This is a genomic window from Epibacterium sp. MM17-32, assembly GCF_022348205.1.
Classification (GTDB): domain Bacteria; phylum Pseudomonadota; class Alphaproteobacteria; order Rhodobacterales; family Rhodobacteraceae; genus Epibacterium.
Map to the genome: position 1 here is coordinate 72,442 of NZ_JAKRFC010000004.1, position 23,962 is coordinate 96,403.

23 protein-coding genes and 1 tRNA gene are annotated in these 23,962 nt (G+C 65.4%); 9 read left to right on the forward strand and 15 right to left on the reverse strand.

The window, feature by feature from the left end; all coding sequences use genetic code 11:
- Nucleotides 1-572: 572 nt before the first annotated feature.
- A complete protein-coding gene (rpoH, locus tag MHM88_RS08260; protein ID WP_239323059.1) occupies nt 573-1,472 on the reverse strand; it encodes an RNA polymerase sigma factor RpoH in 900 nt (299 codons plus the stop codon).
- Nucleotides 1,473-1,649: 177 nt separating this feature from the next.
- Entirely contained in the window at nt 1,650-2,483 is an 834-nt protein-coding gene (locus MHM88_RS08265) for a LysR family transcriptional regulator (protein WP_239362800.1), read from the reverse strand.
- A 100-nt stretch (nt 2,484-2,583) separates the two neighbouring features.
- Here MHM88_RS08265 and MHM88_RS08270 point away from each other — a divergent pair, with 100 nt between their 5' ends.
- Nucleotides 2,584-3,012, forward strand: a complete 429-nt coding sequence (locus MHM88_RS08270; RefSeq protein ID WP_239362810.1) for a hypothetical protein — start codon at nt 2,584-2,586, stop codon at nt 3,010-3,012.
- Nucleotides 3,013-3,209: 197 nt separating this feature from the next.
- On the opposite strand, the gene MHM88_RS08275 is transcribed toward MHM88_RS08270, so the two are convergent.
- Complete coding sequence (locus tag MHM88_RS08275) at nt 3,210-4,247, reverse strand: RluA family pseudouridine synthase (RefSeq protein WP_239362812.1); 1,038 nt, start codon at nt 4,245-4,247, stop codon at nt 3,210-3,212.
- Here MHM88_RS08275 and MHM88_RS08280 point away from each other — a divergent pair.
- A complete protein-coding gene (locus MHM88_RS08280) occupies nt 4,246-4,569 on the forward strand; it encodes a DUF6476 family protein (protein WP_239362814.1) in 324 nt (107 codons plus the stop codon). The two genes, MHM88_RS08275 and MHM88_RS08280, sit on opposite strands and share 2 nt — an antisense overlap.
- 122 nt (nt 4,570-4,691) lie before the next feature.
- Here MHM88_RS08280 and MHM88_RS08285 read toward each other — a convergent pair whose 3' ends face one another.
- Nucleotides 4,692-5,255: a hypothetical protein gene (locus MHM88_RS08285; RefSeq protein ID WP_239323054.1), complete on the reverse strand. Its 564-nt coding sequence runs from the start codon at nt 5,253-5,255 to the stop codon at nt 4,692-4,694.
- A gap of 214 nt (nt 5,256-5,469) precedes the next feature.
- Here MHM88_RS08285 and MHM88_RS08290 point away from each other — a divergent pair, with 214 nt between their 5' ends.
- Nucleotides 5,470-5,838 (forward strand): hypothetical protein, encoded by a 369-nt coding sequence (locus MHM88_RS08290; protein ID WP_239362825.1) that lies wholly within the window; start codon nt 5,470-5,472, stop codon nt 5,836-5,838.
- Nucleotides 5,839-6,152: 314 nt separating this feature from the next.
- Here MHM88_RS08290 and MHM88_RS08295 read toward each other — a convergent pair.
- Nucleotides 6,153-6,229 (reverse strand) — tRNA-His (locus tag MHM88_RS08295).
- Between the two features lie 222 nt (nt 6,230-6,451).
- On the opposite strand from MHM88_RS08295, the gene MHM88_RS08300 reads away from it, so the two are divergent.
- Entirely contained in the window at nt 6,452-6,640 is a 189-nt protein-coding gene (locus MHM88_RS08300) for a DUF6324 family protein (RefSeq protein ID WP_239323052.1), read from the forward strand.
- Nucleotides 6,641-6,903: 263 nt separating this feature from the next.
- The gene (locus MHM88_RS08305) at nt 6,904-8,013 is read left to right on the forward strand and encodes a chemotaxis protein CheA (protein ID WP_239362827.1); all 1,110 of its coding nucleotides are present in this window, start codon (nt 6,904-6,906) and stop codon (nt 8,011-8,013) included.
- 56 nt (nt 8,014-8,069) lie between these two features.
- Here the strand turns inward: MHM88_RS08305 and MHM88_RS08310 are convergent, their stop codons facing one another.
- Together MHM88_RS08310 and MHM88_RS08315 are read right to left on the reverse strand one after the other, a co-directional pair.
- Nucleotides 8,070-8,534 (reverse strand): MmcB family DNA repair protein, encoded by a 465-nt coding sequence (locus MHM88_RS08310; protein ID WP_239363637.1) that lies wholly within the window; start codon nt 8,532-8,534, stop codon nt 8,070-8,072.
- A gap of 589 nt (nt 8,535-9,123) precedes the next feature.
- Nucleotides 9,124-9,438 carry a hypothetical protein gene (locus MHM88_RS08315; protein ID WP_239323050.1) on the reverse strand — a complete coding sequence of 105 codons (315 nt, stop codon included), beginning with the start codon at nt 9,436-9,438 and terminating at the stop codon, nt 9,124-9,126.
- Between the two features lie 201 nt (nt 9,439-9,639).
- Here MHM88_RS08315 and MHM88_RS08320 point away from each other — a divergent pair, with 201 nt between their 5' ends.
- The gene (locus MHM88_RS08320; RefSeq protein WP_239362830.1) at nt 9,640-11,190 is read left to right on the forward strand and encodes an adenylate/guanylate cyclase domain-containing protein; all 1,551 of its coding nucleotides are present in this window, start codon (nt 9,640-9,642) and stop codon (nt 11,188-11,190) included.
- Nucleotides 11,191-11,259: 69 nt separating this feature from the next.
- Here MHM88_RS08320 and MHM88_RS08325 read toward each other — a convergent pair whose 3' ends face one another.
- The 7 genes from MHM88_RS08325 to MHM88_RS08355 form a co-directional block, all read right to left on the reverse strand.
- Nucleotides 11,260-12,909, reverse strand: coding sequence for a BCCT family transporter (locus MHM88_RS08325; RefSeq protein WP_239323048.1), 1,650 nt, complete (start codon nt 12,907-12,909; stop codon nt 11,260-11,262).
- A gap of 40 nt (nt 12,910-12,949) precedes the next feature.
- On the reverse strand, nt 12,950-13,366 hold the full coding sequence (locus MHM88_RS08330; RefSeq protein WP_239323047.1) for a universal stress protein: 417 nt from the start codon (nt 13,364-13,366) through the stop codon (nt 12,950-12,952).
- Nucleotides 13,367-13,772: 406 nt separating this feature from the next.
- Nucleotides 13,773-14,267, reverse strand: coding sequence for a transcription antitermination factor NusB (gene nusB, locus MHM88_RS08335; protein ID WP_239323046.1), 495 nt, complete (start codon nt 14,265-14,267; stop codon nt 13,773-13,775).
- A 26-nt stretch (nt 14,268-14,293) separates the two neighbouring features.
- Nucleotides 14,294-14,818 (reverse strand): 6,7-dimethyl-8-ribityllumazine synthase, encoded by a 525-nt coding sequence (locus MHM88_RS08340; RefSeq protein WP_239323045.1) that lies wholly within the window; start codon nt 14,816-14,818, stop codon nt 14,294-14,296.
- A gap of 14 nt (nt 14,819-14,832) precedes the next feature.
- Nucleotides 14,833-15,957, reverse strand: coding sequence for a 3,4-dihydroxy-2-butanone-4-phosphate synthase (ribB, locus tag MHM88_RS08345; protein ID WP_239362840.1), 1,125 nt, complete (start codon nt 15,955-15,957; stop codon nt 14,833-14,835).
- A gap of 827 nt (nt 15,958-16,784) precedes the next feature.
- Nucleotides 16,785-17,396 (reverse strand): hypothetical protein, encoded by a 612-nt coding sequence (locus MHM88_RS08350; protein ID WP_239362842.1) that lies wholly within the window; start codon nt 17,394-17,396, stop codon nt 16,785-16,787.
- Nucleotides 17,396-18,001: a riboflavin synthase gene (locus tag MHM88_RS08355; RefSeq protein ID WP_239323042.1), complete on the reverse strand. Its 606-nt coding sequence runs from the start codon at nt 17,999-18,001 to the stop codon at nt 17,396-17,398. Before MHM88_RS08355 ends, MHM88_RS08350 begins: the two co-directional genes overlap by 1 nt.
- 208 nt (nt 18,002-18,209) lie before the next feature.
- On the opposite strand from MHM88_RS08355, the gene MHM88_RS08360 reads away from it, so the two are divergent.
- From MHM88_RS08360 to MHM88_RS08370, 3 genes are all read left to right on the forward strand, one after another.
- Nucleotides 18,210-19,502: a capsule biosynthesis protein gene (locus MHM88_RS08360; RefSeq protein WP_239362844.1), complete on the forward strand. Its 1,293-nt coding sequence runs from the start codon at nt 18,210-18,212 to the stop codon at nt 19,500-19,502.
- Nucleotides 19,503-19,607: 105 nt separating this feature from the next.
- Complete coding sequence (locus MHM88_RS08365; RefSeq protein ID WP_239323040.1) at nt 19,608-20,735, forward strand: polysaccharide biosynthesis/export family protein; 1,128 nt, start codon at nt 19,608-19,610, stop codon at nt 20,733-20,735.
- Nucleotides 20,736-20,741: 6 nt separating this feature from the next.
- Nucleotides 20,742-22,781: a capsular polysaccharide biosynthesis protein gene (locus tag MHM88_RS08370; protein WP_239362853.1), complete on the forward strand. Its 2,040-nt coding sequence runs from the start codon at nt 20,742-20,744 to the stop codon at nt 22,779-22,781.
- A 65-nt stretch (nt 22,782-22,846) separates the two neighbouring features.
- Here MHM88_RS08370 and ribD read toward each other — a convergent pair whose 3' ends face one another.
- Entirely contained in the window at nt 22,847-23,947 is a 1,101-nt protein-coding gene (gene ribD / locus MHM88_RS08375; protein ID WP_370687470.1) for a bifunctional diaminohydroxyphosphoribosylaminopyrimidine deaminase/5-amino-6-(5-phosphoribosylamino)uracil reductase RibD, read from the reverse strand.
- Nucleotides 23,948-23,962 lie beyond the last annotated feature (15 nt).

Consider the following 23,962-nt stretch of genomic DNA (forward strand, 5'->3'; position numbering starts at 1 on the left):
AACGCAACTGCAGCAAGCCAGATGACACGGCAGCGCGCAGCTCGCTCTCCAGCCAGGCCCCTCGGGACCCAGCCAGATCGCCAGCCACGCCAGCACCCAACCTCACCCAGCCAGCCAATGCAGTGACCGCTGTTGCCCGCAACGCCTCTCGCAGCCAGCACCGCAGCGCTCTTCCGTCACATGTCGTGCCAATTGATCGGCCAACCGCATCGGGTCCCTTTGCGCGCCGCTCTTGCCCGCACCTGTCACCGTTGCCCGCCACTCTGACGTGACGCGCGGGCACTTCCCACCGCACAGACAACCTCGCCGCACGGCTGCCGCCATACGCCCACCCGCGACATCTTCGGACAGGACTGCGTGGGCTTGTCCGGCATGTCGCTGTCCTGCGGCGCTTGCCTGTGCTGTTGCGCGCAAACCAGACGCCGCCTGAGCCCCCGACACAGATCGCTTGCGACGCCGAACACCGGCGCCCCCACCATGGGGCAACACAAAAAGGGGCCACCGCTGTGGTGGCCCCATACTTGTCGGCACCGAGGGAGAAAGGTGCTGATGACAAATCGTGTCGCGCCGGGTCAGGCGGGCTGCTGCATCATGCCCTTGCCGGTCGCCAGCTCCCGCATTTTCTTCTGCAGCTTCTCGAACGCCCGCACCTCGATCTGGCGAATGCGCTCGCGGCTCACGTCATATTGCAGGCTCAGCTCTTCCAGGGTCTTGGCCTGCTCCGCCAGCCGGCGTTGCGTCAGGATGTCCTTCTCGCGATCGTTCAGCACGCTCATCGCCTCGGTCAGCAGCTCGCGCCGCGCCTCCAGCTCGTCACGCGCCTCGTAATCGCCGGCCTGATCCGCGTCCTCGTCTTCGAGCCAGTCCTGCCATTGCATGGTGCTGTCGCCATCGCTGCCCACCATGGCATTGAGCGACGCATCGCCGCCGGACATCCGGCGGTTCATCGAGATCACCTCGTCCTCGGTCACGCCCAGGTCGGTTGCGATCTTCTTCACCACATCGGGACGCAGGTCGCCGTCCTCCAGCGCGCCGATCCGCGCCTTTGCCTTGCGCAGGTTGAAGAACAGCTTCTTCTGCGCCGAGGTGGTGCCCAGCTTCACCAGGCTCCAGGATCGCAGGATGTATTCCTGGATCGACGCGCGGATCCACCACATGGCATAGGTCGCCAGGCGAAAGCCCTTTTCGGGATCAAAGCGTTTCACCGCCTGCATCAGGCCCACGTTGGCCTCGGAGATCACCTCCGCCTGTGGCAGACCATAACCGCGGTAGCCCATGGCAATCTTGGCCGCCAGACGCAGGTGAGAGGTCACCATCTTATGCGCGGCTTCGGTGTCCTGCTCCTCGACCCAGCGCTTGGCCAGCATGTATTCCTCTTCCGGCTCCAGCAGCGGAAACTTGCGGATCTCCTGCAGATAGCGATTGAGGCCACCTTCGGGAGAGGGGGCGGGCAGGTTTGCATAATTTGCCATCAGATCTGTCCCTTTCGAATGTTCAAGGACTTAACATCAGCCCAATTGGTTGTCTCCGGCGCGCAATTCAAGTGCGCTGTTGTCCAGTGTTATACAAAGGACAACGCACGTCCTCTGTGAAGTGTGTCACAAAAGCCGTCAAAAAAACTCATCTTTCGATCAATGCATTGATAACAATCACATTTCTCTCAATGGCGCTGCGATCTCCTCGGCCAGTTCACGCGCCGCGACCGTCCGGCGATGCGCCAGCCCCGCCCGGCGGCGCACCTGCGGGCCGGGCTGCACGGGGCGAACGCACACCCCCGCATGCTGGGCCCCATGGCGCAGCGGCACAAAGGCGACGCCAAGCCCGGCAGCGACCAGATCCAGCAGCTGCGGGTCATTGGTCGCAGCCGCCCCGGCGCGGCCCGGCGCCAGCCCCTCTTCCGCAAGGAGATGGAGCATATCCGCCTGCGGGCAATAGGGCCGCTGGATGAAGGGCGCCCCCGCCAGATCCGCCAGCGCCACCGTCTCGCGCTGCGCCAGCCGGTGCCCCACGGGCAGCGCCACCCCGTAGCTGTCCTCCCACAGCGGCAGGAACACATATCCCGCCGGGGTGCAGGGCTCGGCAATACAGGCGATGTCGCAGCTGCCAGGGTCATCGGTGAATTCGGGCATCACCTCCGGTCGCCGCCGGGTCAGCGCCTGCAGCGGGGCCGCGAATGGCGCCAGCACCATATCCGGGTGACAGTAGATCCGCACCGCCTGCGGCACGCGCGGCCGCAACCGTGCCGGCAAATCGGCCAGATGGCTGACACTCGCCGCCGCTTCGCGATAGAGCTGTGTCCCCAGCGCGGTAACCTGCAAGCCCTGGCGCGAGCGCAGGAACAGCGCCCCGCCAAGGTCGCGCTCCAGCCGCTGGATGGCGGCGGAAACGCTCGGTTGGCTGACATTGTTGACCTGCGCGGCGCGGCTGATGGACCCGGTCTCATAGGCGCTCAGGAAATAGCGCAGCGGGGTGATTTCGAACATACGATCATCCTATGCAAAACATAGCTGACATCAGCCTATCCTATGTGCGCACAAACCGCCATCTCTGGTGTCACCTTTCAGGTCGTACAGGAGATATCTCATGACCACAGCACCAACCGCCGCCGCCACCCGATCTGCCGGCTCCGCCCGCCCCGTCATCGACACCGTTCTGCATAAATTCGTCGCGGGCGCGCCGGATCTGATGTCGCATCTCGCGGATGACATCGATTTTCGCATTGATCACTACGCCGATGACGTTGATGCCAGTTGGCAAGCCGGCCACGGGATCGACGCCATGGGCCGCATTCTCGGGCGGCTGGCGACGGATGTGTTTCCACGCGGCACCGAGGCGCTGGAGATCCACGTGCAACCGCTGTCCGACGGCTGGCATCTGACCCGCTTCCATCAGCAGTTCTACTACGGGGTTAAAGGCTATGAGGTGACCAGCCTCACCTATATCTTGTCACATGAAAAAGACGGCAAGCTCGACTATTTTCGCGAGACCGTCACCGGCGCTCTCCCCCTCTGATCCCGGGGCGTCGGCACCAAGCCCGCAAAACCGGGAGCGCTCCCGCCCCTCCTTGTGGCCTGACGGCCCCATCGGAGCGTTGGGCCCCGCGCCGCGGGCCCGCTGGGCCCGCGGCGCGGGTCGCTTCGGGCAAAGCCCGAAGCGAAACACCTCGCACCACCGCCCTATGCCATCGCCGTCCTGGGCGCGCGGCACGCTCAGGCCGCGGCTGCTCCGCGCAGCGCTGTGATCAGCTGTTGCATGTCATCCGGCAACGGCGCCTCAAAACGCAGGGTTGCCCCGGTCACCGGGTGCTCGAACCCCAGGACCGCGGCGTGCAGCGCCTGCCGCGGGAACCCGTTGACCGCCGCCAGCGCGGCCGCGCTCAGCGCTTTGGGAGAGATCTTGCGCTTGCCGCCATAGGTGGGATCACCCAGCAACCCATGGCCGGCATGCGCCATATGCACGCGGATCTGATGGGTGCGCCCGGTTTCCAGCCAGCACTCCACCAATGACGCCACCGCGGGCGTTCCAAAAGCCTCGACGATACGCGCCCGGGTCACCGCGTGACGGCCGCCCTCAAACAGCACCGCCTGACGCTGGCGGTCGGTCTTGTGGCGCGCCAGCTGCGTGGTGATCTTCAGGATGTTGCCCGGCTCGAACCGCGCCCCCCGCACACCGCGCAGACGCGGATCATTGCCGTCCGGCACCCCGTAGCAGACCGCCTGATAATAGCGCTCGACGCTGTGGCGCTCGAACTGCGCCGCCAGCCCCTGGTGTGCCGCATCGGATTTCGCCACCACCAGCAGGCCCGAGGTCTCCTTGTCGATCCGGTGCACGATGCCGGGGCGCTTTACCCCGCCCACACCGGAGAGATCCGCGCCGCAGTGATGCAGCAAGGCATTGACCAGCGTGCCCGACGGGCTGCCGGGGGCCGGATGCACCACCATGCCTGCCGGTTTGTTGATGACGATAAGGTCGGCATCCTCATGGATCACATCCAGCGGGATGTCCTCGGGGCCGATATGGCTGTCCTCGGCCTCTTCCACGGTGATCGCCACCTGCGCGCCCTCCGGGATGCGCGCCTTGGCGTCACGGGCCACCGCCCCATCCACGGCGACGCCGCCACTCTCGATCAGCCGGGCCAGACGGGTGCGCGACAGGTTCGCTTCCTCTGGCACATCGCGCGCGATCGCTTTATCAAGCCGCTTGGGCGGGTTCTCCGCGATCACAAATTCAATGCGGCGGCTGGCCATGACACATCCTTCCGAGTCTGAAACCATAGACGAACCGGCGCAGCTGCGATTCCTGCGGCGCCTGGTGACCACGCTGACCGTGATCATGGTGGGCGGGGTTCTAGTGGTAATCGCGCTGCTTGTCATCCGTTTGTCGGAGGGCGATGCGGCGCCGCAGCTGCCAGCTGACATCACCCTGCCCGATGGCGCCACCGCGCGGGCGGTGACCTTCGGCACCGGCTGGGTCGCCGTGGTGACGACAGAGGATCAGATCCTGATCCTGGACAGCGAGACCGGCGCCCTGCGCCAGACCCTGCAGATCCAGCCCGCGCCTGCGGACTGAGCCTAGGCGCTCGGACGACTTAGGGAGCCTGAGCCCTAGACGGACGGAGGCGTGACGCTGGCTGAGACCGCCCGGACTTGGCGGCCCGCGCCGACGCGGCGCGCCAATGCGCGCGGTCGGGATCAGGAGCGCAGCAGAACCTTGCTGGAATCCAGCGCCTGCGCAATCCGCGTGTACTGGCTTTGCCGCTGGCGGGACCCGGCGCTGCGCAGCAGTACCGTGCGCGCCTCGTCCAGAATGGCCTCGGCCTGCTGGTTCACCGCCGCCAGCTCTGCCGCATCCACTGCCACCAGCGGGCGCGCGGTTGCACCGCCACCGGCCTTGGCACTGGATACGTTGATGCGCCCCTTGCTGCGATCCCGGTTGTCGCGGGCCAGGGTCTCCAGCTTGGCAGAGGCCTCCGCCAGCACGCTGCGCACCTCGTCATAATCGGTGCCCTCCGGGATCTCTCCCGACACCGCCTGCAAGCGCTCCGCCATACAGTCGACCCGGTAGCTGCGATCCTCCAGCCCGCCGCAGAAGGCCTGGATCGTGGCCAGGCTCCGTACCAGCTCCTTGAGGAAATTCGCCGAGCCGAACTGACCGGAGGGCACCACGACGGTATAAACCAGCTGCTGTTGGGCCTGCGCCACCTGCCCGCCTGCCACGAGAAAGGCCGTTGCCAGTGCTGCCGCTGTCTGTTTCATCTCAGAATCTCCATTGGCGAATGCAAATTGCAGTATACCCCTAGGCTACCTCAGGATCGCCTCTCTGCGAAGCCCGCAAAGCCGCAACGACTTTGTCCCAAGGCCCTCGCAGCATCTCCACCAGAAAAATCATCGAAAATTCCCCGTGGACGGGCTATAGTCGCGTGGCAGACTATCCCGCAAACGCAGCGTCCAACTGATACGAGAGGGCTTCATGATGCCACGCCTCCACACCGGTTTTGCAGGCCTTTGTCTTGCCCTGCTCCCTTCCCTCGCACCGGCGCAGGGCGCCGCCGTCGCCGAAGCGCGGGCCCGACTGGTCTGTGGCTCCGGCACCGTGGTCTCGGCAACATATATTCCCGGCGGTCTGCTTCAGGTGACCTGCCGCCAGAATGCGCCCAGCTCCTCCAGCGCCTCCAACAGCGGCAGCACGGGCAACAGCCTCGGCACCGGCGGATTGGGCAGCACCGGCGTCGCCGTGGGCGCCGTGGCCGCAGCCGTGGCGCTGACCGTGGCTACCTCCAGCTCCGACGCGACCACCACAACAGCCGCCTCGGACGACCCGGAGCCCGAACCGGAATAACCCCGGCGCAGCCGCTTTATACCAATATATCCACGGCTTCGGCAGTTGTCTCAAGCGCGGCCGCCCCTTTGGCGGGCGCGCCTCGGGATGGGGTGCGGGTCTCAGCTGTTTTGCGGTGGCCTGTGCAGTGACACCGGTTGGCAAGAACGCCTTCCCGCCCCTGTCTCCTCCCGGCCCATACCCTGCCTCACCCGACTGCGCCGTGCATCGCGCGGGCAGCGGTGTCGCGGCCTCCGCAACGGTCGACAGCCACAACGGCACCGCCCAACGCCGGGCGGCGTATTCACATGTCACAGCGATGATTTTGGTGAGGGTGGTACCACCTCCCCGGCTCGAACGGGGGACCTCCTGATCCACAATCAGGCGCTCTAACCAACTGAGCTAAGGCGGCACTGCGGGGGCGTTTATAGCACAGAATCCCGGAGCGCAAGAGGTCTCTGCACAAGTTTTTTACACGAAGGCAAAATCTCTTGTCTGGCACCGCACGGCCTGGCACCGCGCCGCATCAAGCCCTGTTCGGCGCAGGCGCGCGCGCGGGGCGACATCTTGCTTTTTAGACGCTTGCGGGATAGCAGGGATGCTCACCGCGAACTGCCGCCCGAAGGAGCTCCGCATGGGTATCAACACCGAACGTGACATCGAAGCGAACATGCAGATCGGCCCCACCGATGTCGGCATGGTCCGGATCTTCATCGAAGCCGATGGCCTGGAGATTCCCATGGACTTCGATCCGGAGGAAGCCGAGGAAATCGCTGACGAAATTCGCGCCGCGGCGCAGGCCGCGCGGGCCGTCGCTTCCTGAACAGCCCTCTGCCACGTCAGAGCACCGGAGCCGGGCCGCGCGCCCGGCTTTTTTATGTCTGCCACCGCCGCAACCCCGCCCCAATCCGGTCCTTTCCGCGACCGTAATCTTACCGCAAGACCCCAGGGTTAACTGGCTAACACCCTTGTATGGGCGGAATAATTCATCGAATTTGAGGCGTTCTATTTACTGGAATTAGGCTCCTGTTAACCTCACTCTCCAAATGATTAAGAGACGTCAAGTTTCTGCTTGGAGCGTATGTAATGTATCAGTTTGCCATCCCGCCGTCGGGACATATGGTCACCCTGCCCGGCGCGATCGCCTCGGCCAACGGACCCAAGGCGGCCGCCCTCTCGCTGTCCAGCACCGAGAGCCTGACGGCAAACCAGCTACAGAACCACGTCACCCAGGCCCGCCGTGTGCGCGAGAAACTGATCGAGCAGGTGTCCAAGCCGCCAGAACCCGGCTGGAAGACCGCCATGAACCAGGTCGCCGACACGGTCGAGCAGATGGAGAAGGTGCTCGCCTTTCTCCAGTCACAGGCCGCCGCTCTGCCTGCCACGCCGGAGAAGGACATGGGAGCCCTCGCGGTTTACCCCTCCGGTGCGGCGATGCAGCAGTCCGGCAGGACGTCGGACACTCCCCCGTCGGCGGCAGAATCCCCGACGGTGTCCACCGGTGCCGCCGAGACCTCGGCCACGAAACCGCCCCGGGTGATCTATGTGATGGAGGACGGCGTGGTCATTGTCGGCCTGCCGCCTGAACCCGTCGATCCCGGAACGCGCGCCGATCGCGCCACCGATGCGACCGCCGCCCCGACGCAAGCGGACCCGTCACCACAGGCTGCGGCGTCGGAGCTTCGGGCGGAGGCACCGCGCAACCCGGCAGAGGACACACCGCATGCCGCAACCGTGGTCAACCTGCCGCTGACCGACGCGCAGAAACAGGCCAGTCAGGATCTGATCGCCCTGGCCCGCAAGGCCTATGCCCAGTTGCAGCCCGCCTCCGGCGCGCTCCCCGCGCGTTCTCCAGCCGAGGCCACCACCGGCGCCCTGATCTCGGACGAGACCGTGGGGCTGACCGGGGCCTTGTCGCAGCCCGCCCCTTCCGAGCGCACGGCAGAGCGCCTGCCGACCCGGCCGGAGCCCTTGGCGTCCACCTCCGTGGCGGCCACACCGCACAGCGGATCACCCGAGCGGACAGCGCCGCAGGATCCGCTGATGGCGGTGTCACCGCCCTATGACCGCGATCCAGTCCGTGCAGCAGCGGATGCCGCCGCCGAACAGCAGATGATGGCCCTGCACCTGGAAGGCACCAACGACATCATCTATGTGGTGCCCCCGGCCAAGGCGGCCATGGATCTGATCGCCTGACCGCCTGACCAGCTGATCGCCGCCGCGCGGAGGCAGGCGCGCGCCGCGCAGGGCCTTCAGCCCTCCTCAGACGCCAGCGGTGTGAACAATTGCCCGTCCCGCCCCGGGCGCGGATCGCGCAGGCTCTGCAACCGGCGCGCCGCGTCCATGGCGAATTTCTGGATCATCTTCTTGCGTCGCGCCGGCGCCAGCTTGTGCTCCGGCGCCATGCGCACGACCTCGGCATCATAGGCATCCGCCAGGATCAGCCCGGTCTCTTCCGGCAGCAGTTCGGTGGGGAACTCCACATCCACCGCCCAGAAATAGCGGTCGCACCACTCCAGATAGCCCTGCCATTTGCTGTCGCTCTGAAAATCGGCGCGGCTGGATTTGCACTCGATCACCCACAGCTCGCCCTTGGGGCCCAGGGCCATCACGTCCACCCGCAGCCCGCGCAGGGGCACAAATTCCTCGATCGCGGCAAACCCCATGGAGCGCAGATAGCGGCTGACGCCGCGCGCCAGACGCTGCCCCGGCTGCATCAGGGCCAGCGGTGCGTCCTCATCCGGCGCAGCCGCCCCGCTGTCGCGCAGGGGGCCGGTGTCAAAGGCGTCATCATCAAGATCATCAAGCTCTGGCTGGGTCATGAGACGACCGTGAACAATTCATGAACAAAAATCAACCCCGCAACCGGGTGCAGATCGCATGTCTCCGCCCCCTTGTGTCCGGCCCATCGCCGCACTAGGTAGTGCGTCAGGCGGGTTCTGCCCTTCTCGTGACAGGCAGCATTCTGGTGGCCTTAAGCAAATCCGAGGGAGCTGGCTCTGTGCGGATCCTGGTCCGTTTACCTGGCGCCCACCTGTACATACAGGTCCTCGGGAATCAAAGCCGCACGGTTGACTGGTGGTTCCCGCCACTTCTGCCATCTCCGTTGCACAGTTCGACACGACAGAGCGTGATGCGCAGCTGTCGCGCACAAACCGGTCAGGGCAGCCTCCGTTCAAGAATAACAGTTCAGCAGACCAAGAGTCCGCACCCCAGAAGATTTGCTCCCTCGCGCCGCTCCGGCCCGTTTAATGCGGACACCAGAGCAGGCACTGAGGGCAGATCACTCGGGCGCAGGACAGGCGCTCAGGCGCGACGGCCCGGCTTTGCCGCCTTGGCCGGCACCAGAACCGGACGCAGCGCCGGGCCCACCGGAGTGCCCCCGCGCGGGGTCTCGTCGCGCTCTGCCATGGCCATGATCTTGAACCCGAACTGCACGCCGCCAAACACCACCGCGTTGGAGATCCACAGCGCCAGCACCGCGACGACACCCGCGTCGGAGCCGAACACCAGCGCCCCGAGGTTGGCGACGTTGAACCACAGCAGGATGCCCACGAACAGCGCCGCCAGCACCAGCCCCCAGAGGGCGCTGCGAATGTAAAGCTTGATCAACTCGGGCATGGCACTCTCCTCGACAATACAGTCAAAAGGTAGGGCGCGCCCGCCGCCGCGTCCAGTCCGACACAGAATCTGCGACGATTTGGCCGCGCCCGCGCGTATAGTATGCAGCACCGGCAGCGGGCACCGCCCCGGCAGCGCCGCGACCAGAGACACAACCGGGCCACAGACGCCTCGGACCCAGAGCCAGAGGGACGACAGACCATGACTTTCAAACGCCGGATCGGGCGCTTTTTCGTCAACCAGCCGCATCTGATCAACTGGGGGCTGGCGCTGGCCATCCTCGCCCTGCCGGTGGTGGTCTGGCTCGACCTGATGGCGATCACCGACCAGTCCCTGCGCCGCCAGGGCCAGGCGCTGGACGCGGTGCTGGACACCGTGCGCGGCTACTACGCCCGCAATGTCATCGCCCGGCTGGACCCCGACGGCCGGACCATTGCCACCCACGACTACCACGACCGCGCAGGCGCGATCCCGATCCCGGCCACCATGTCGATCGAACTGGGCGACGAGATCGCCGGTCACGGGCTGGATGTCTCCTATCGCTTTGCCTCCGACTATCCCTTTGCCGGGCGCGAGGCGATCACACTCAGCCCGGCGGAAGAGCGCGCGCTGAGCCGGTTTCGCGACGGCGCGGACGACCACCTGCTGTTCTTTCGCGGCGCGGAGGCCGGGCTGTTCTCGCATCATCTGACCATGGTGACCCCGGTGGTGATGGAGGAGGCCTGCGTCGCCTGCCACAACAGCCACCCCGACAGCACCAAGACCGACTGGCAGGTCGGCGACATCCGCGGCGTGCAGTCCTACAGCATCGCCCAGCAGGTGGCGACCAGCCTGTTCTCCTTCAGCCATCTGCTGCTCTATATGGTGGTGGTCGGGGGGCTGGGCATCCTGTTTGCGGTGCACCAGCTGCGGCTGGCGCAACGGTTCCGCAAGATCAGCGAGGAACTGACCTCCAACAACGAATTCCTCGCCGGCATTTCGATGAAGATCTCGCGCTACCTGTCGCCGCAGGTCTACCGGTCGATCTTCTCCGGCGAAAAGGACGCCTCGATCTCGACCGAGCGCAAGAAGCTGACGGTGTTCTTTTCTGACATCAAGGACTTCACCCAGACCGCCGAGACCCTGCAACCCGAAGAGCTGACGGCGCTCCTGAACGAGTATTTCACCGAAATGTCGGCGATCGCCGCCAAACACGGCGCCACCATCGACAAGTTCATCGGCGATGCCATCGTGGCCTTCTTTGGCGATCCGGAAACCCTGGGCACCGCCGAAGACGCCCGCGCCTGCGTGCGTATGGCGCTGGAGATGCAGGAGCGGCTGGCGGAGCTGGAACAGGAGTGGCGCGCCCGCGGCATCGACCGCCCCTTCCGCGCCCGCATCGGCATCAACACCGGCTATTGCAACGTCGGCAACTTCGGCTCCGAGGCGCGGATGGATTACACCATCATCGGCGCCGAGGCGAACCTGGCGGCGCGGCTGGAAGCGGCGGCGGAACCCGGCGGCATCGTGATGAGCCATGAAACCTACGCCCATGTGCGCGATTTCGTGGCCGCCGAGCCGATGCCGCCGATGCAGTTCAAGGGCATCACCCGCGACGTGCACCCCTATGCCATCGCCCCGGGCCGTGCCGGCACCCTGCCCCCGACCGAGGCCAGCGCCGACGGCAAGAGCCTGACGGTGCATCTGGACCGGCTGGACGAGGCGACGCGCCGCCAGTTGCAGGCCCTTCTGGACAAACCGGCCAAGGGCTGACCCCACATGCAATGCAAAACGGCGCCCCGATCCGGGGCGCCGTTTCTCGTTTCACACTGGGCTTGCGGCTCAGGTGTTCTTGCGCTCGCTCATCAGGCCCCGCAGGATCGCGTAGCACATCACCAGCAGCACCACCGTGAACGGCAGGCCGGTGGAGATCACCATCGACTGCAGCGACTGCAGGCCTCCGGCGCTCAGCAGAAGCACGATCGCCACCGCACCCTCAAAGATGCACCAGAACGCCCGCTGCGGCACCGGCGCGTCGACCTTGCCACCCGCAGTGATGGTGTCGATCACCAGCGAGCCGGAGTCCGAGGAGGTCACGAAGAACACGATGACCAGCACGATGCCCACCAGCGAGGTGATCCCGGCCAGCGGCATCACGTCGAGCATCTTGAACAGCTTCACCGGCAGGTCCGCCTCTTGCGCGGCGGTATAGCCATCGGAGATCACCTGGAACATCGCGGTGCCGCCAAAGACGCTCATCCACAACACGCAGACCAGCGACGGGATCAGCAGCACGCAGGTGATGAACTCCCGCACGGTGCGGCCCCGGCTGACGCGGGCGATGAACATGCCCACAAACGGCGACCAGGAAATCCACCAGGCCCAGTAGAAGGAGGTCCAGCCCTGCATGAAGTTGACGTCCTCACGCCCCACCGGGTTCGACAGCGCCGGCAGGAACTGCAGATAGGCCAACAGCGAATCCCAGAACAGCGACAGCAGGAACACGGTCGGACCCACCAGCAGCACAAAGATCAGCAGCAGGAACGCCAGACCCATGTTGATCTCGGACAGCACCTTCACGCCGCCATCGAGGCCGCGCATGACCGAGACCAGCGCGATCGCGGTGATGGCCGAAATCAGGATCACCTCGGTGGTGGAACTGACCGCAATGCCAAACAGCTCGTTCAGACCAGCGTTGGCCTGCGTCGCGCCAAAGCCGAGCGAGGTCGCCAGGCCAAACAGCGTTGCAAACACCGCCAGGATGTCGATCACGTGACCGACCCAGCCCCAGACCGCATCCCCAAAGATCGGGTAGAAGGCAGAGCGGATGGTCAGCGGCAGACCCTTGTTGTAGCTGAACAGGGCCAGCGCCAGCGCCACCACGGCATAGATCGCCCAGGGGTGCAGACCCCAGTGGAAGATCGTCGCCGCCATGCCCAGACGCACGGCTGCGGCCTCGTCGCCCCCGGCGGCACCCAGCGGCGCCCAGTCGGTGCGCACCCCATCCTCGGCGGCGGTGCCGCCCATGGAGGATGCAAAGTGGCTCAGCGGTTCAGAAACGCCGTAGAACATCAGACCGATGCCCATACCGGCTGCGAACAGCATCGCGAACCAGCCGATATAGCTGTAGTCGGGCTCTGCTTCGGTGCCGCCCAGCCTGACGTTGCCAAAAGGCGTCACGATCAGGAACAGACAGAAGATCACAAAGATATTCGCGGCACCGAGGAAGAACCAGTCAAAGCCCTTGGTGACCGTGCTGAACAGCCAGGAGAAAATGGAGCCCGCCTGCTCTGGCAGGGCAAGCGTGTAAAACACAAAGGCCACGATCGCGAGGCCCGAAATGGCAAAGACCGGGTTGTGGATGTCAAACCCCAACGGGCCGACAGACCCCTCCACATTGTCCTGGCCGATTTCATATTCCGTTTCTATGATATGTGCTGCGCCGTCCGGGCTTGGGATGCCGTCGGACGTTTCCGGCGTTTGGTCGGTCATAGGTACCGCCTTTCGTTTCGGAGTTTCAATTCGATGTCAGTCAATCCCGCACCAACAGCACCGAGGCGGTGCTATGGGCAGCCACATGGGCCCCGTGACCGGCCCAGATGTAATCCGAGATATTCGGAACATGCGTGGCCATGACGACAAGATCCGCCTTGAGGTCGGCAATCGCCTGCTCCAGCGCCTTGTTGAGATCCGTCGTGGGATCATGGGTCATGATGGCATGGCTGCTGGCCTGCACCCCATGGCTGGCGGATTGGCTTTCGGCGAATTTCTCCAGCTTGTCCTTGTATTCCTCGGGCGTGCGGGCAACGGCGCCCGGAGTGGCCGAGGCCACCCCGACATAGCACAGCTCGGCCGAATGGGCCTTCGCCATCCCCACCGCCACCTGCAGCGCTTTCTGCAATGCGGCTTCATGCGCCAGGTCCACTGGCACGACTATTTTCTGAAACATTTCCCCTCCTGTTTCTGGCAGCCCCCGTGGGCGTTTTTGTTTCCGGGTCGGCAGTCGGTTCCCGAAATTGGAACAACTGTCCTTGGCCTATAAGCTGACAGGTTTTGCGGGGCAAAGCAAACAACTGGTTGTTTATTGTGCATAATATAGGGGTTGGCGGGCGCTGCACGCCGCCCGCACGTCGCAAAGCATCAACAACCCGTCGCATTGATGCATCATCAAGACGCGCCACAGCCACCGGCACCGATGTCCGAACGCGGCGCCTGGCGCGTCTTGCCCACGTGCAATGCCCTGCCACCGCCCTGCAAAGCCCCCACACACGAACAGAGCGCGCCAGCGCGCGCTCCTGGATCAGGGTCCAAAGGTTCGGGGGGAAAGGCCGGGGAAACCGCCGCAAGCGCGGCGTTCAGAACGCCTCGGGCTTGGCCTCGCGGGCCATATGGTCGAGCACCGCATTGACGAAACTCGCCTCGCGCCCTTCGGGAAAGAAGGCGCGCGCGATATCGACATACTCGTTGATCACCACCTTGACCGGCGTGTCGCTCTCGACGAACTCCGCCCCCGCCGCGCGGAACAGCGCCCGCAGGGTCGGGTCGATGCGGGCGATCGGCCATTTTGCCACCAGCGCGCGGTCGGTCATCTGGTCGATCTTTGCCTGATGGTTCACCGCGTCCCGCAACAGCTTGCGAAACAGCTTGGTGTCGCCCTCGGCAAACTCGCCCTCCTCATAGGAGGCCCCGAAGCGGTGGTTCTCGAACTCGGCGATCACCTTGTCGAAGGACAGATCGCTATGCTCCATCTGGAACAGCGCCTGCACCGCATAGAGACGCGCGGCAGAGCGGGCCTGCGTCTTGTTCTTGCCCGGTTTGGGGCCCGGGTTCGGGGCGTCTGTCGAGGTCATGGCGGGGGCGTTCCGTTGTTAGAGAATCAAGCGAGCCGATAGGAGTCGGAGGCAGGCTTGAAGCCGACTCCCTTGGTCTGGGCGCCCCACTTACGCGCGAGCGCGATCAGATGCAAGGCCGCAGCCGCCGCGCCGCCGCCCTTGTTCTGGTCGGCGGGATCGGCGCGCACCTCGGCCTGTTTGCGGTTCTCCACCGTCAGGATGCCATTGCCGATGCACAGCCCCTGAAGACCCAAGAGCTGGATCGCCCGCGAGCTGTCATTGCAGACCGTGTCGTAATGGGTGGTCTCGCCGCGGATCACGCAGCCCAGCGCCACATAGCCGTCAAAGTTCGACGCCCGGTCGGAAATGCCGATGGCGGTGGGGATCTCCAGCGCGCCGGGGACCTCGACCACCTCGTAAGAGCCGCCCACCGCCTCGATCTCGGCCACCGCACCGGCAACCATATTGTCGGCGATGTCCTTGTAGTAGGGCGACACCACGATCAGCAGCTTCACCGGCTTGTCGAATTCCGGGCGCGGCAGGATGTAATGGCTTTCATGTCCGGCCATGACGCAGGCCTCCTTTAGCTGTCTCGGGACAGGATCGGACGGGTGCCGACGATCGACAGCCCATAAGCATCCAGCCCAACATATTTGGTTTCCGGCGAGTCGGTGAGCAGGATCAGCTCCTCGATGCCGAGTTTATTGAGAATTTGCGCGCCAAGACCGGTTTGCTTGATCGTGCGCACCCCGTCCTCGTCCGAGGCATAGAGCGCATTGCGCGGCTGGCGGAACAGGCAGACCACACCGCGCCCCTCTTCGGCCACCAGCTGCATCGCCTTGGGCAGCTCGCCCGCTGGTTTTGGTCCCAGCCCCAGCAGGTCCGAGGCTTCATGCAGCGCATGGGTCCGGGTCAGCACCGGCTCGGGCGTGGAGATGTCGCCCTTGATCAGCACCACATGTTCCACGTCATGGGTCTGGTCGGTGAAGATCCGCATCTCCCAGTCGCCGCCATATTCAGAGGTCACGGTCGAGCGGGCGGTCTCATCCACCAGGTTGTCGTTCTTGGTCCGATAGGAAATCAGATCGGAAATGGTGCCGATCTTCATGCCATGCTGCTTGGCAAACTCCACCAGGTCCGGCAGCCGCGCCATGGTGCCGTCTTCCTTCATGATCTCGCAGATCACCCCGGCGGGTTTCAGGCCGGCCAGACGGGAAATATCCACCGCCGCCTCGGTATGGCCGGCGCGCACCAGCACCCCGCCCCGCTTGGCCCGCAGCGGAAACACATGGCCCGGCGTGGCGATCGCCGCCATGGTGTTCTGCTCGTTGATGGCGGTGGCGACGGTCAGCGCCCGATCCGCGGCCGAGATCCCGGTGGAGACCCCCTCGCGCGCTTCGATCGACACCGTAAAGGCCGTCTCATGGCGCGAGGAATTGTTCACCGCCATCATCGGCAGCCCCAGCCGGTCGATGCGCTCGGCGGTCATCGGCAGGCAGATCAGCCCGCGCCCATGGGTGGCCATGAAGTTGATGGCCTCCGCATCGGCAAACTCCGCCGCAATCACCAGATCGCCCTCGTTCTCGCGATCCTCGTGGTCCACCAGGATATACATCTGACCGGCACGAGCGGCGTCGATGATCTCTTCGATGGGGCTGATGGCGTCGCGCAGTTCGGCTTCGACGGGACCGGGCGTTTCATAGCTCATGGGCGGATGGCCTTTTGCTGATGGGGGCGCGCGAGCGGGAATGCCCCGTCCGCGCCAGGTTTGTGTCCGTCGGGATAGACCACGAATGGGGCAAATACCAGCCCCGCAAGCGGCACATCCCTGCACGCGACCGGCGCATCCCTGCACAGAGGCTCGGTTTTGCGACACCGCTGCGGCCTGCGCCGCGCGCCGCCCCGGCAGGGGCGGCGCGCCCGGCCCAACGCCGGGGGGCGCATCTGTGATGCGTGCCCCGGGGGCGGGAGCCCCCCCGTTTAACCTGCGGGCGGGAGCCCCCCCGTTTAACCTGCGGGCGGGAGCCCCCCCGTTTAACCTGCGGGCGGGAGCCCCCCTTCCAACCTGCGGGCGGGAGCCCCCCTGTCTCACCTTTGGGCGGGAGCGCCTTCTTAACCCGCGGGCGGGTGCCCTCCCCTGCGCATCGACGGGCGGCGATATGCCTTGCGCCGTTGCCCCCCCTCCGCGCGCCCTGGTGGCGGTTTCCTCACCCCGCCGCGCTAGTCTGCACCGGATCGCGATCCCCGGCCGGGATTAAAGCCCCCGGCCAAACACCAGGAAACGGCTTCCCCACGTGGGGAGCAGTGCAGAGATAACGTTGAGCACGCGGGGGGATACCCCCGGCCACCTCCGCCCCTGTGGCGGCGCCGCCCTCTTTATCTGACTGACCTGACTATCTGACTGACCCGAAGCCATCTGATCTGACACCGATCACAGGATCTGATCTCGCATCACCGCAGCGCACAGATCACCGCCCGATATAACGGGCCAGCGGCGGGGCGCGACACAGCGTGCCCGGGGGTTCGACGCGCGGATTACGCCCGTGTCGCGTTGCCGCCGAAATATTCCGCCGCGCTCAGATAGGCCGCGGCCCGGCCGGCGGTAGTCCATTCGCGCTCCAGCGGCGCATCCCCGATCACCACCACCGAGGCACCGGACAGGCCACGTTCGCGCATCACGCCCTGCACCTTGTCGCGCATCGCGCCCCAGCCCTCGGTAAAGACCGGCGCCGGCCCCACCGCATCCAGCGTGGCCGGGTTTGCGGCCTGAACCTGCGCAGACCGCAGCGGGCGATAGACCAGGGCCAGACGTCCGGCCCCGTCCAGCTGCCCCAGCACCGCCGCCTCTGTCGCCGGGATCGCAGGACCCCCAAACAGCCGCAGCGCATTGGCCGAGAACAACAGCCCCAGCACGTCCTGACCGGAGGTCTGGCGCACCTTGGCATAGGTCTTGTAGTCCATGCCCAGCTCGGCGGCGCGTTTCAGGCGCATGTGCAGCACCAGCTTGGGAATGGTGTTGGGCATCAGCTTCTTCTGCGCCGAGCGCCAGGCATGCGTCCGCCACAGCCGCCCCGGCTCCATGCTGGGGCCGCCATTGTGCCCCAGTCCCGGCGCCTGTTCCGGCCCCGATCCTGTGCCCGCTGCCATCACAGGCTCTCCTGCAAGCGCGCCACATAGCGGGCCAGCGTGTCGATCTCGAGGTTGATCAGATCGCCGACGCTGACATCGCCCCAGGTGGTGACCTCCTTGGTGTGCGGGATGAAATTGATGCCGAAATCGCAGCCCTCCACCTCATTCACCGTCAGCGAGGTGCCGTTGAGCGCTACCGAGCCCTTGGGCGCGATGAACCGCGCCAGATCCTTGGGCGCGCGCAGCGTCACGCGGGTGCTGTCACCCTCGTCGCGCATCTCCACCACTTCGGCGACGCCATCCACATGGCCCGACACGATATGGCCGCCCAGCTCGTCGCCGACCTTCAGCGCCCGTTCCAGATTGACCCGCTTGCCGACAAACCAGCCCTTGTGGTTGCCGCGCGCATCGATGTTGGTCTTGGAGGTGGTCTCGGCCGAGATCTGCACGTCATACCAATCCGGCCCCAGCGCCACCACCGTCAGGCAGACCCCGTCCGAGGCGATCGAGGCCCCCATGTCGATGCTGCCGGTGTCATAGGCCGTCTGGATGCGGGCGCGCAGGTCGCCTTCCTGCTCCAGCTCGGTGATGGTTCCCACATCGGTGATGATCCCGGTGAACATGGGCGAACTCCTTGATAGTGCCGCGCCCGTGTCGTGCGGGCGCCTCCCGACCAGAGCTAGCCCCTGCCCGCCCCCGGCTCAAGAGCCAGCTTGCCCCCCGGCAAGCAAATGGTCATACTTTCCCCATAGATTGCGGTTAAAGCCAGCGTAACCATGTTGCAGGTGGCCGCCGCCATCCTCGCCCGCCAAGAGGCCAGATCGAGCATAAATGTCGCAGAATTCGCACGACACACGCAGTTTCCTGTTCCTGCAAGGGCCGCATGGCCCCTTCTTTGGCGCATTGGGACGCATGCTGAAGGCCGCCGGATGCGCGGTCCGCCGGGTTGGCTTCAACGCCGGGGATCGCATGTTCTGGCCCGACCGACACAGCTATATCGCCTATCGCGACACGCCGGAGGCCTGGCCCGACCGCTTCGCGGCGCTGCTGGAGGACCACGCGGTCACCGACATCGTGCTCTATGGCGACACCCGCCCGGTTCACGCCCATGCGATCGAGATCGCACGGAGCCGGGGCGTCACCGTGCACACCTTCGAAGAGGGCTACCTGCGCCCCTATTGGGTCACCTACGAACGCGACGGCACCAATGGCAATTCGCGCCTGATGCAGATGCCGGTGGCGGAGATGAAACAGGCGCTGGCCCATAGCGAGCTGGAGCTGCCGATGCCCCCGGCGCATTGGGGCGACACCCGCCAGCATGTGATCTATGGCGCGCTCTATCACTGGTTCGTCATGTTCTGGAACCAGGGCTATCGCAATTTCCGCCCCCACCGCGCGCTGCCGGTGACCAAGGAATTCCAGCTCTATCTCAACCGCCTGCTGATGATGCCGCTGCATGCGCTGCACCGCCGCCTTGCCACCGCCGGCATCCAGCGCGGCGGCTTTCCCTATCATCTGGCGCTGTTGCAGCTGGAGCATGACAGCGCCTTTCAGGCCCACTCGCCCTTTTCCACCATCACCGAATTCCTTGAGGTGGTCGTGGCCGGCTTTGCCGAGGGCGCGCCGCGCCACCATCATCTGGTGTTCAAGGCGCATCCGCTTGAGGATGGCCGCGCCCCGATCCGGCGCGCGCTCAAACGGCTTGCGGCCGAACATGGCGTCGAGGGGCGGGTCCACTATGTGCGCGGAGGCAAGCTGGCGGGTCTTCTGAACGAGGCCCGCACCGCCGTCACCGTGAACTCCACCGCCGGTCAGCAGGTGCTCTGGCGCGGCTTGCCGCTCAAGGTCTTTGGCCGCGCGGTCTACGACAAGCCCGAGTTTTCCTCGACCCAAAGCCTCGCGGAGTTCTTTGCCACCCCCGCCCGCCCCGATGGCCGCGCCTACAAGCAATATCGCCGCTATCTGCTGGAAACCTCGCAGTTTCCCGGCGGGTTCTATTCCCGCTCCGGGCGGCGGCAATTGCTGCGGCAGGTGGTGGATATGATGCTCTCTGCCGACGATCCCTATGATGCCCTCCTGCGCGGGACAGCAGCACCACGGCAACACTTGCGCGTTGTGAGCTGAACCCGAATACAGGCGCGACTGGATTTTTGCGTGACAGTCCGCTAATTTGGGCGCAAAACTTGAGGCAAAATAAACATAGGTCGAGGAGACCGAGCAGTGAAACCCATGACTTTACGATGGGCGCGCCCCGTGGCCTTGCTGGCTGCGGTCGCCCTCGCAGCATCATGCGGGCTGCCCAAGGTGGGCCCGAACAAACGTCAGATCTTTGCAGGGTCCGTGCAGAAACAGGGCGACGCCTTTGTGGTGGCGGTCAATGACCGCGTTGCCCGTGCCACCGCCGTGGTGCCGGCGCTTGGTTTTTCCGACCAGTTCGCCAATGCATCCGTTCTGACCTCCGACATCATCCGCCCCGGCGACATCCTCGGTCTGACGATCTGGGAAAACGTCGACGACGGCCTCCTGGCCAGCGCCGGGGCCAATGCCACCCTGCTGGAAGAAGTGCAGGTCGACGGTGCGGGCTATATCTTTGTGCCCTATGCGGGCCGCGTGCGCGCCTCCGGCAATACGCCCGACCAGCTGCGCGAGGCGATCACCAAGAAGCTCGAAGATCAGACCCCCGATCCGCAGGTGCAGGTGCGCCGGCTTGCGGGCGATGGCGCCACCGTCAGCCTGACCGGCGCCGTCGGCGCGCAGGGGGTCTATCCGATCGAACGCCCCACCCGGACGCTGGCCACCATGCTGGCGCAGGCCGGTGGCGTGGCGATCGAACCCGAGATCGCGCAGGTCTCCGTCATTCGCGGCGGCCACACCGGCAAGATCTGGTTCGAAGACCTCTATGACCACCCCGAGCTCGACATCGCGCTGCGCAACGGCGACAAGATCCTGGTCGAGGGCGACACCCGCGCCTTTACCGCGCTGGGGGCCACCGCTGCGCAGGCCCGCGTGCCCTTCGAGAGCCAGAACCTCTCCGCGCTGGAGGCCATCGCGCAGGTCGGTGGCCTGATTGCCACCGCCTCCGACCCCACCGGTGTCTTTGTGTTCCGCAACGAGGCCGAGGCGATTTCCAATCAGGTGCTGGGCCGGGACGATCTGATCGGCGCACAGCGGATGATCTACGTGCTGAACCTCACCCAGCCCAACGGTCTGTTCATCGCCCGGGACTTCGTGATCCGCGACGGTGACACCATCTATGTGACCGAAGCACCCTATGCCCAGTGGACCAAGACGCTGTCGCTTCTGACCAGCCCGCTGTCCACGGCCGCAAGTGTCGAGACCCTGTTCGGCGGCAGCTAAGCGCAGATGATGCAAGGGCCTTTGCCGCATCCGGACGAGACAAAAACCGGGAGCCAGCGCTCCCGGTTGTTTGTGTATAACGGTGGCTTTCTGACCCAGTCCCGCGTGCGCCGCATCCTTGATCTGGCCGGGTATGACATCCGTCTTGGCCTGCCCAAGGAGGGCGATCTGGTCGGCATCTGGGGCGACAGTCCCACCGCCCATCGCGGCAAGAAAATCGCCGAGGAGCATGGCGCGCCCTTGGTGCGGATCGAGGATGCATTCTTGCGCTCGGTGCATCCGGGTCGCAGCGGAGAGCCGCCGCTGGGCCTGCTGATCGACCGCACCGGCGTGCATTTTGACCCCTCCCTGTCGAGCGATCTGGTCACGCTGCTGAAAGACCACCCGCTTGATGACAGCGCCCTGATGAAACGGGCGCGCGATGCGATGGCGCGTTTGCAGGACGCACATCTGAGCAAATACAACGCCTTCCACCCCGATGTGCCACCGCCAGAGCCCGGCTATGTGCTGGTGGTGGATCAGTTGCGCGAGGATGCCTCTGTTAAGGCGTCCATCCCCTTTCCCGGTGCCGATCAGGGGCGGTTTCAGGAAATGCTCGCCTTTGCGCAGGAGGAAAACCCCGGCGCGCGCGTGCTGATCAAGACCCACCCCGAAACCACCAAGGGCCACCGCCCGGGCTATTTCGATGCGCGCGATACCAGTGACCGGGTGGAACTGTTTGACGCGCCGGTCTCGCCGCATCTGCTGCTGGAGGGCGCGGTCGGCGTCTATACGGTGTCGTCACAACTGGGGTTCGAGGCCATTTTGGCCGGTCACAACCCGCGCATCTTTGGCCAACCGTTTTATGCCGGCTGGGGGCTGACGCAGGACGAGTTTCCCCCACCCGGCCGCCACCGTCGCCTGACGCGCGCGCAGCTTTTTGCGGCGGCGATGATCCTCTATCCCACGTGGTATGATCCCCATCACGACCGGTTGTGCCAGCTCGAACAGGTGATCGACTCGCTGGAGGCTCAGGTGCGGGCGTGGCGCGAGGACCGCGCGGGCTGGGCCGCATCGGAAATCCGCCTATGGAAACGCGCGCCCTTGCAGCGGTTCTTTGGTCAGCACAAGCGCATGACCTTCACGGAAAAGACCAAAACCGCCAAGAAGAGCGGTAAGAACTGGATGGTCTGGGCCAGCAAGGCCACCAAGGACCACGCCGGGGCGCATCATCTTGAGGATGGCTTTTTGCGGTCGCGCGGGCTGGGGGCGGAACTGGTGCCGCCCTTGTCCCTGGTGCTGGACCGTCAGGGCATCTACTACGACCCCACCCGCCACAGTGATCTGGACGATCTGATCCGCGAGCGGGTGACGCTGACGCCGCAACAGGAACGCCGGATTGAGGCGCTGGTGATGCGGCTGATCAAGCATGAAGTCACGAAATACAACCTCGACGGCACGCTGCCGGATCTGCCCAAAGGCCACCGGGTGCTGGTGCCCGGTCAGGTGGAGGATGACGCCTCGATCCTACTCGGTGCGGGCAAGATCAACAGCAATATGAAGCTGTTGCAAGCGGTGCGCGCCGCCCGCCCCAATGCGGTGGTGATCTACAAACCGCACCCAGATGTGGAGGCCGGTCTGCGCAAGGGGCGCATCAAGCATGCCGAGACCTGGGCCGATGTGGTGGCCGAACACGCCAACCCGGCGGCGCTGATTGACAGCGTCGACGAGGTCTGGACCATGACCTCGCTTCTGGGGTTTGAAGCACTGCTGCGCCGGGTGCCGGTGACCTGCGTGGGGCTGCCGTTTTATGCAGGCTGGGGGCTGACGCGGGATCGGCTGGAAGCGCCCCATTGGCGCGATGCGCGCCCCGGTATCCTCGGCCTGGCCCATGCGGCATTGATTGATTATCCGCGCTATTTCGATCCGGTTTCAAACCTGCCCTGTTCGCCAGAGGTAGCGGTGGATCGGCTGATCAAGGGCGATCTGCCCGCGCCCGGTCCGATGAACCGCAGCCTGTCGAAACTGCAGGGTTTGTTTGCCTCATTTGCACCGCTCTGGCGCTGAGCGAGGATGCGAGGCGCTGCCTCGCGCTCCGGGATATTTTTAAGAAGATGAAGAGGGGCGCGGTCTCAACTTTGGGGGCGGCGCCAGCGGTGCAGGATGTCGGCGCCGATGGGGCGGGTTTCGATCAGGTCGAACCGCGGCGCCTCGGCCAACTGGCCGATGCCAAGCGCGCCAATGGACGGCAGCCCTTCGGCCCCGATCGCCACACCGGCGCTGAAGCCGATCAGCTCATCCACCAGATCATGCGCCAGAAGGGTGGCGGCAAGTGCGCCGCCGCCCTCGCAGAACACCCGTGTCAGCCCGGCGCTGCCCAGCTGGTGCAGCACGTCATGCGGGTCAAGCTGGGTGCCGAGGGTGTTGCAGGACAGAAGCTGCGCCCCCAGCCCCTCCCAGGCGCGCAGGCGTTCTGTGTCGGCGCCGGTTCCGTGGCAGAGATAGAGCGGGATGTCCGCGGCGCTGCGGGCCAGTTTGCTCATCAGCGGCAGGTCAAGATGGCGGGAGACCACCACCCGGGCGGGCTGATGATCGATGCCAAGATCGCGCACGGTGAGCGAGGGATCATCGGCGCGCGCGGTGCCTGCGCCGACCATGACCGCATCGTGACGCGCGCGCATCGCATGCACCATGCGGCGGGCCTCGGGGCCGGTGATCCACTGGCTCTGACCGGAGCCTGTGGCGATGCGCCCGTCAAAACTGGAGGCGAGTTTCAGGGTCACAAAAGGGCGGCCCTGTTCGGTTCTGAGAAAGAACCCCTCGTGGTCAAAACCGGCTTCCTCGGTGCGGATCCCGGTGGTGACTTCGATGCCCGCAGCGCGCAGCATGTCAAAGCCTTGACCGCTGACGCGAGGATCGCTGTCCTCGATCGCGGCGACCACCCGGGCGATGCCCGCATCAATCAGCGCCTGCGCGCAGGGGGGTGTCTTGCCGTGGTGCGAACAGGGTTCCAGGCTCACATAAGCGGTGGCCCCGCGAGCGGCTGCACCAGCCTGCGCCAGCGCCATCGGTTCGGCATGCGGGCGGCCGCCGATCTGGGTCCAGCCCCGGCCCACCACGCGGCCCTGTTTTACGATGACGCAGCCCACCGCCGGGTTTGGCCAGGTGCGCCCCTGCACCCGCCGCCCGAGCGACAGGGCAAGCCCCATAAACCGATGGTCGCTTTTGCTCACTGGATCAGACCTTTC

Excerpts from the sequence above, each read along its gene's own strand:
- rpoH (WP_239323059.1), bottom strand. The coding sequence starts at position 1,472 with ATGGCAAATTATGCAAACCTGCCCGCCCCCTCTCCCGAAGGTGGCCTC.
- MHM88_RS08265 (WP_239362800.1), bottom strand. The coding sequence starts at position 2,483 with ATGTTCGAAATCACCCCGCTGCGCTATTTCCTGAGCGCCTATGAGACC.
- MHM88_RS08270 (WP_239362810.1), top strand. The coding sequence starts at position 2,584 with ATGACCACAGCACCAACCGCCGCCGCCACCCGATCTGCCGGCTCCGCC.
- MHM88_RS08280 (WP_239362814.1), top strand. The coding sequence starts at position 4,246 with ATGACACATCCTTCCGAGTCTGAAACCATAGACGAACCGGCGCAGCTG.
- MHM88_RS08275 (WP_239362812.1), bottom strand. The coding sequence starts at position 4,247 with ATGGCCAGCCGCCGCATTGAATTTGTGATCGCGGAGAACCCGCCCAAG.
- MHM88_RS08285 (WP_239323054.1), bottom strand. The coding sequence starts at position 5,255 with ATGAAACAGACAGCGGCAGCACTGGCAACGGCCTTTCTCGTGGCAGGC.
- MHM88_RS08290 (WP_239362825.1), top strand. The coding sequence starts at position 5,470 with ATGATGCCACGCCTCCACACCGGTTTTGCAGGCCTTTGTCTTGCCCTG.
- MHM88_RS08300 (WP_239323052.1), top strand. The coding sequence starts at position 6,452 with ATGGGTATCAACACCGAACGTGACATCGAAGCGAACATGCAGATCGGC.
- MHM88_RS08305 (WP_239362827.1), top strand. The coding sequence starts at position 6,904 with ATGTATCAGTTTGCCATCCCGCCGTCGGGACATATGGTCACCCTGCCC.
- MHM88_RS08310 (WP_239363637.1), bottom strand. The coding sequence starts at position 8,534 with ATGCAGCCGGGGCAGCGTCTGGCGCGCGGCGTCAGCCGCTATCTGCGC.
- MHM88_RS08315 (WP_239323050.1), bottom strand. The coding sequence starts at position 9,438 with ATGCCCGAGTTGATCAAGCTTTACATTCGCAGCGCCCTCTGGGGGCTG.
- MHM88_RS08320 (WP_239362830.1), top strand. The coding sequence starts at position 9,640 with ATGACTTTCAAACGCCGGATCGGGCGCTTTTTCGTCAACCAGCCGCAT.
- MHM88_RS08325 (WP_239323048.1), bottom strand. The coding sequence starts at position 12,909 with ATGACCGACCAAACGCCGGAAACGTCCGACGGCATCCCAAGCCCGGAC.
- MHM88_RS08330 (WP_239323047.1), bottom strand. The coding sequence starts at position 13,366 with ATGTTTCAGAAAATAGTCGTGCCAGTGGACCTGGCGCATGAAGCCGCA.
- nusB (WP_239323046.1), bottom strand. The coding sequence starts at position 14,267 with ATGACCTCGACAGACGCCCCGAACCCGGGCCCCAAACCGGGCAAGAAC.
- MHM88_RS08340 (WP_239323045.1), bottom strand. The coding sequence starts at position 14,818 with ATGGCCGGACATGAAAGCCATTACATCCTGCCGCGCCCGGAATTCGAC.
- ribB (WP_239362840.1), bottom strand. The coding sequence starts at position 15,957 with ATGAGCTATGAAACGCCCGGTCCCGTCGAAGCCGAACTGCGCGACGCC.
- MHM88_RS08350 (WP_239362842.1), bottom strand. The coding sequence starts at position 17,396 with ATGGCAGCGGGCACAGGATCGGGGCCGGAACAGGCGCCGGGACTGGGG.
- MHM88_RS08355 (WP_239323042.1), bottom strand. The coding sequence starts at position 18,001 with ATGTTCACCGGGATCATCACCGATGTGGGAACCATCACCGAGCTGGAG.
- MHM88_RS08360 (WP_239362844.1), top strand. The coding sequence starts at position 18,210 with ATGTCGCAGAATTCGCACGACACACGCAGTTTCCTGTTCCTGCAAGGG.
- MHM88_RS08365 (WP_239323040.1), top strand. The coding sequence starts at position 19,608 with ATGACTTTACGATGGGCGCGCCCCGTGGCCTTGCTGGCTGCGGTCGCC.
- MHM88_RS08370 (WP_239362853.1), top strand. The coding sequence starts at position 20,742 with ATGATGCAAGGGCCTTTGCCGCATCCGGACGAGACAAAAACCGGGAGC.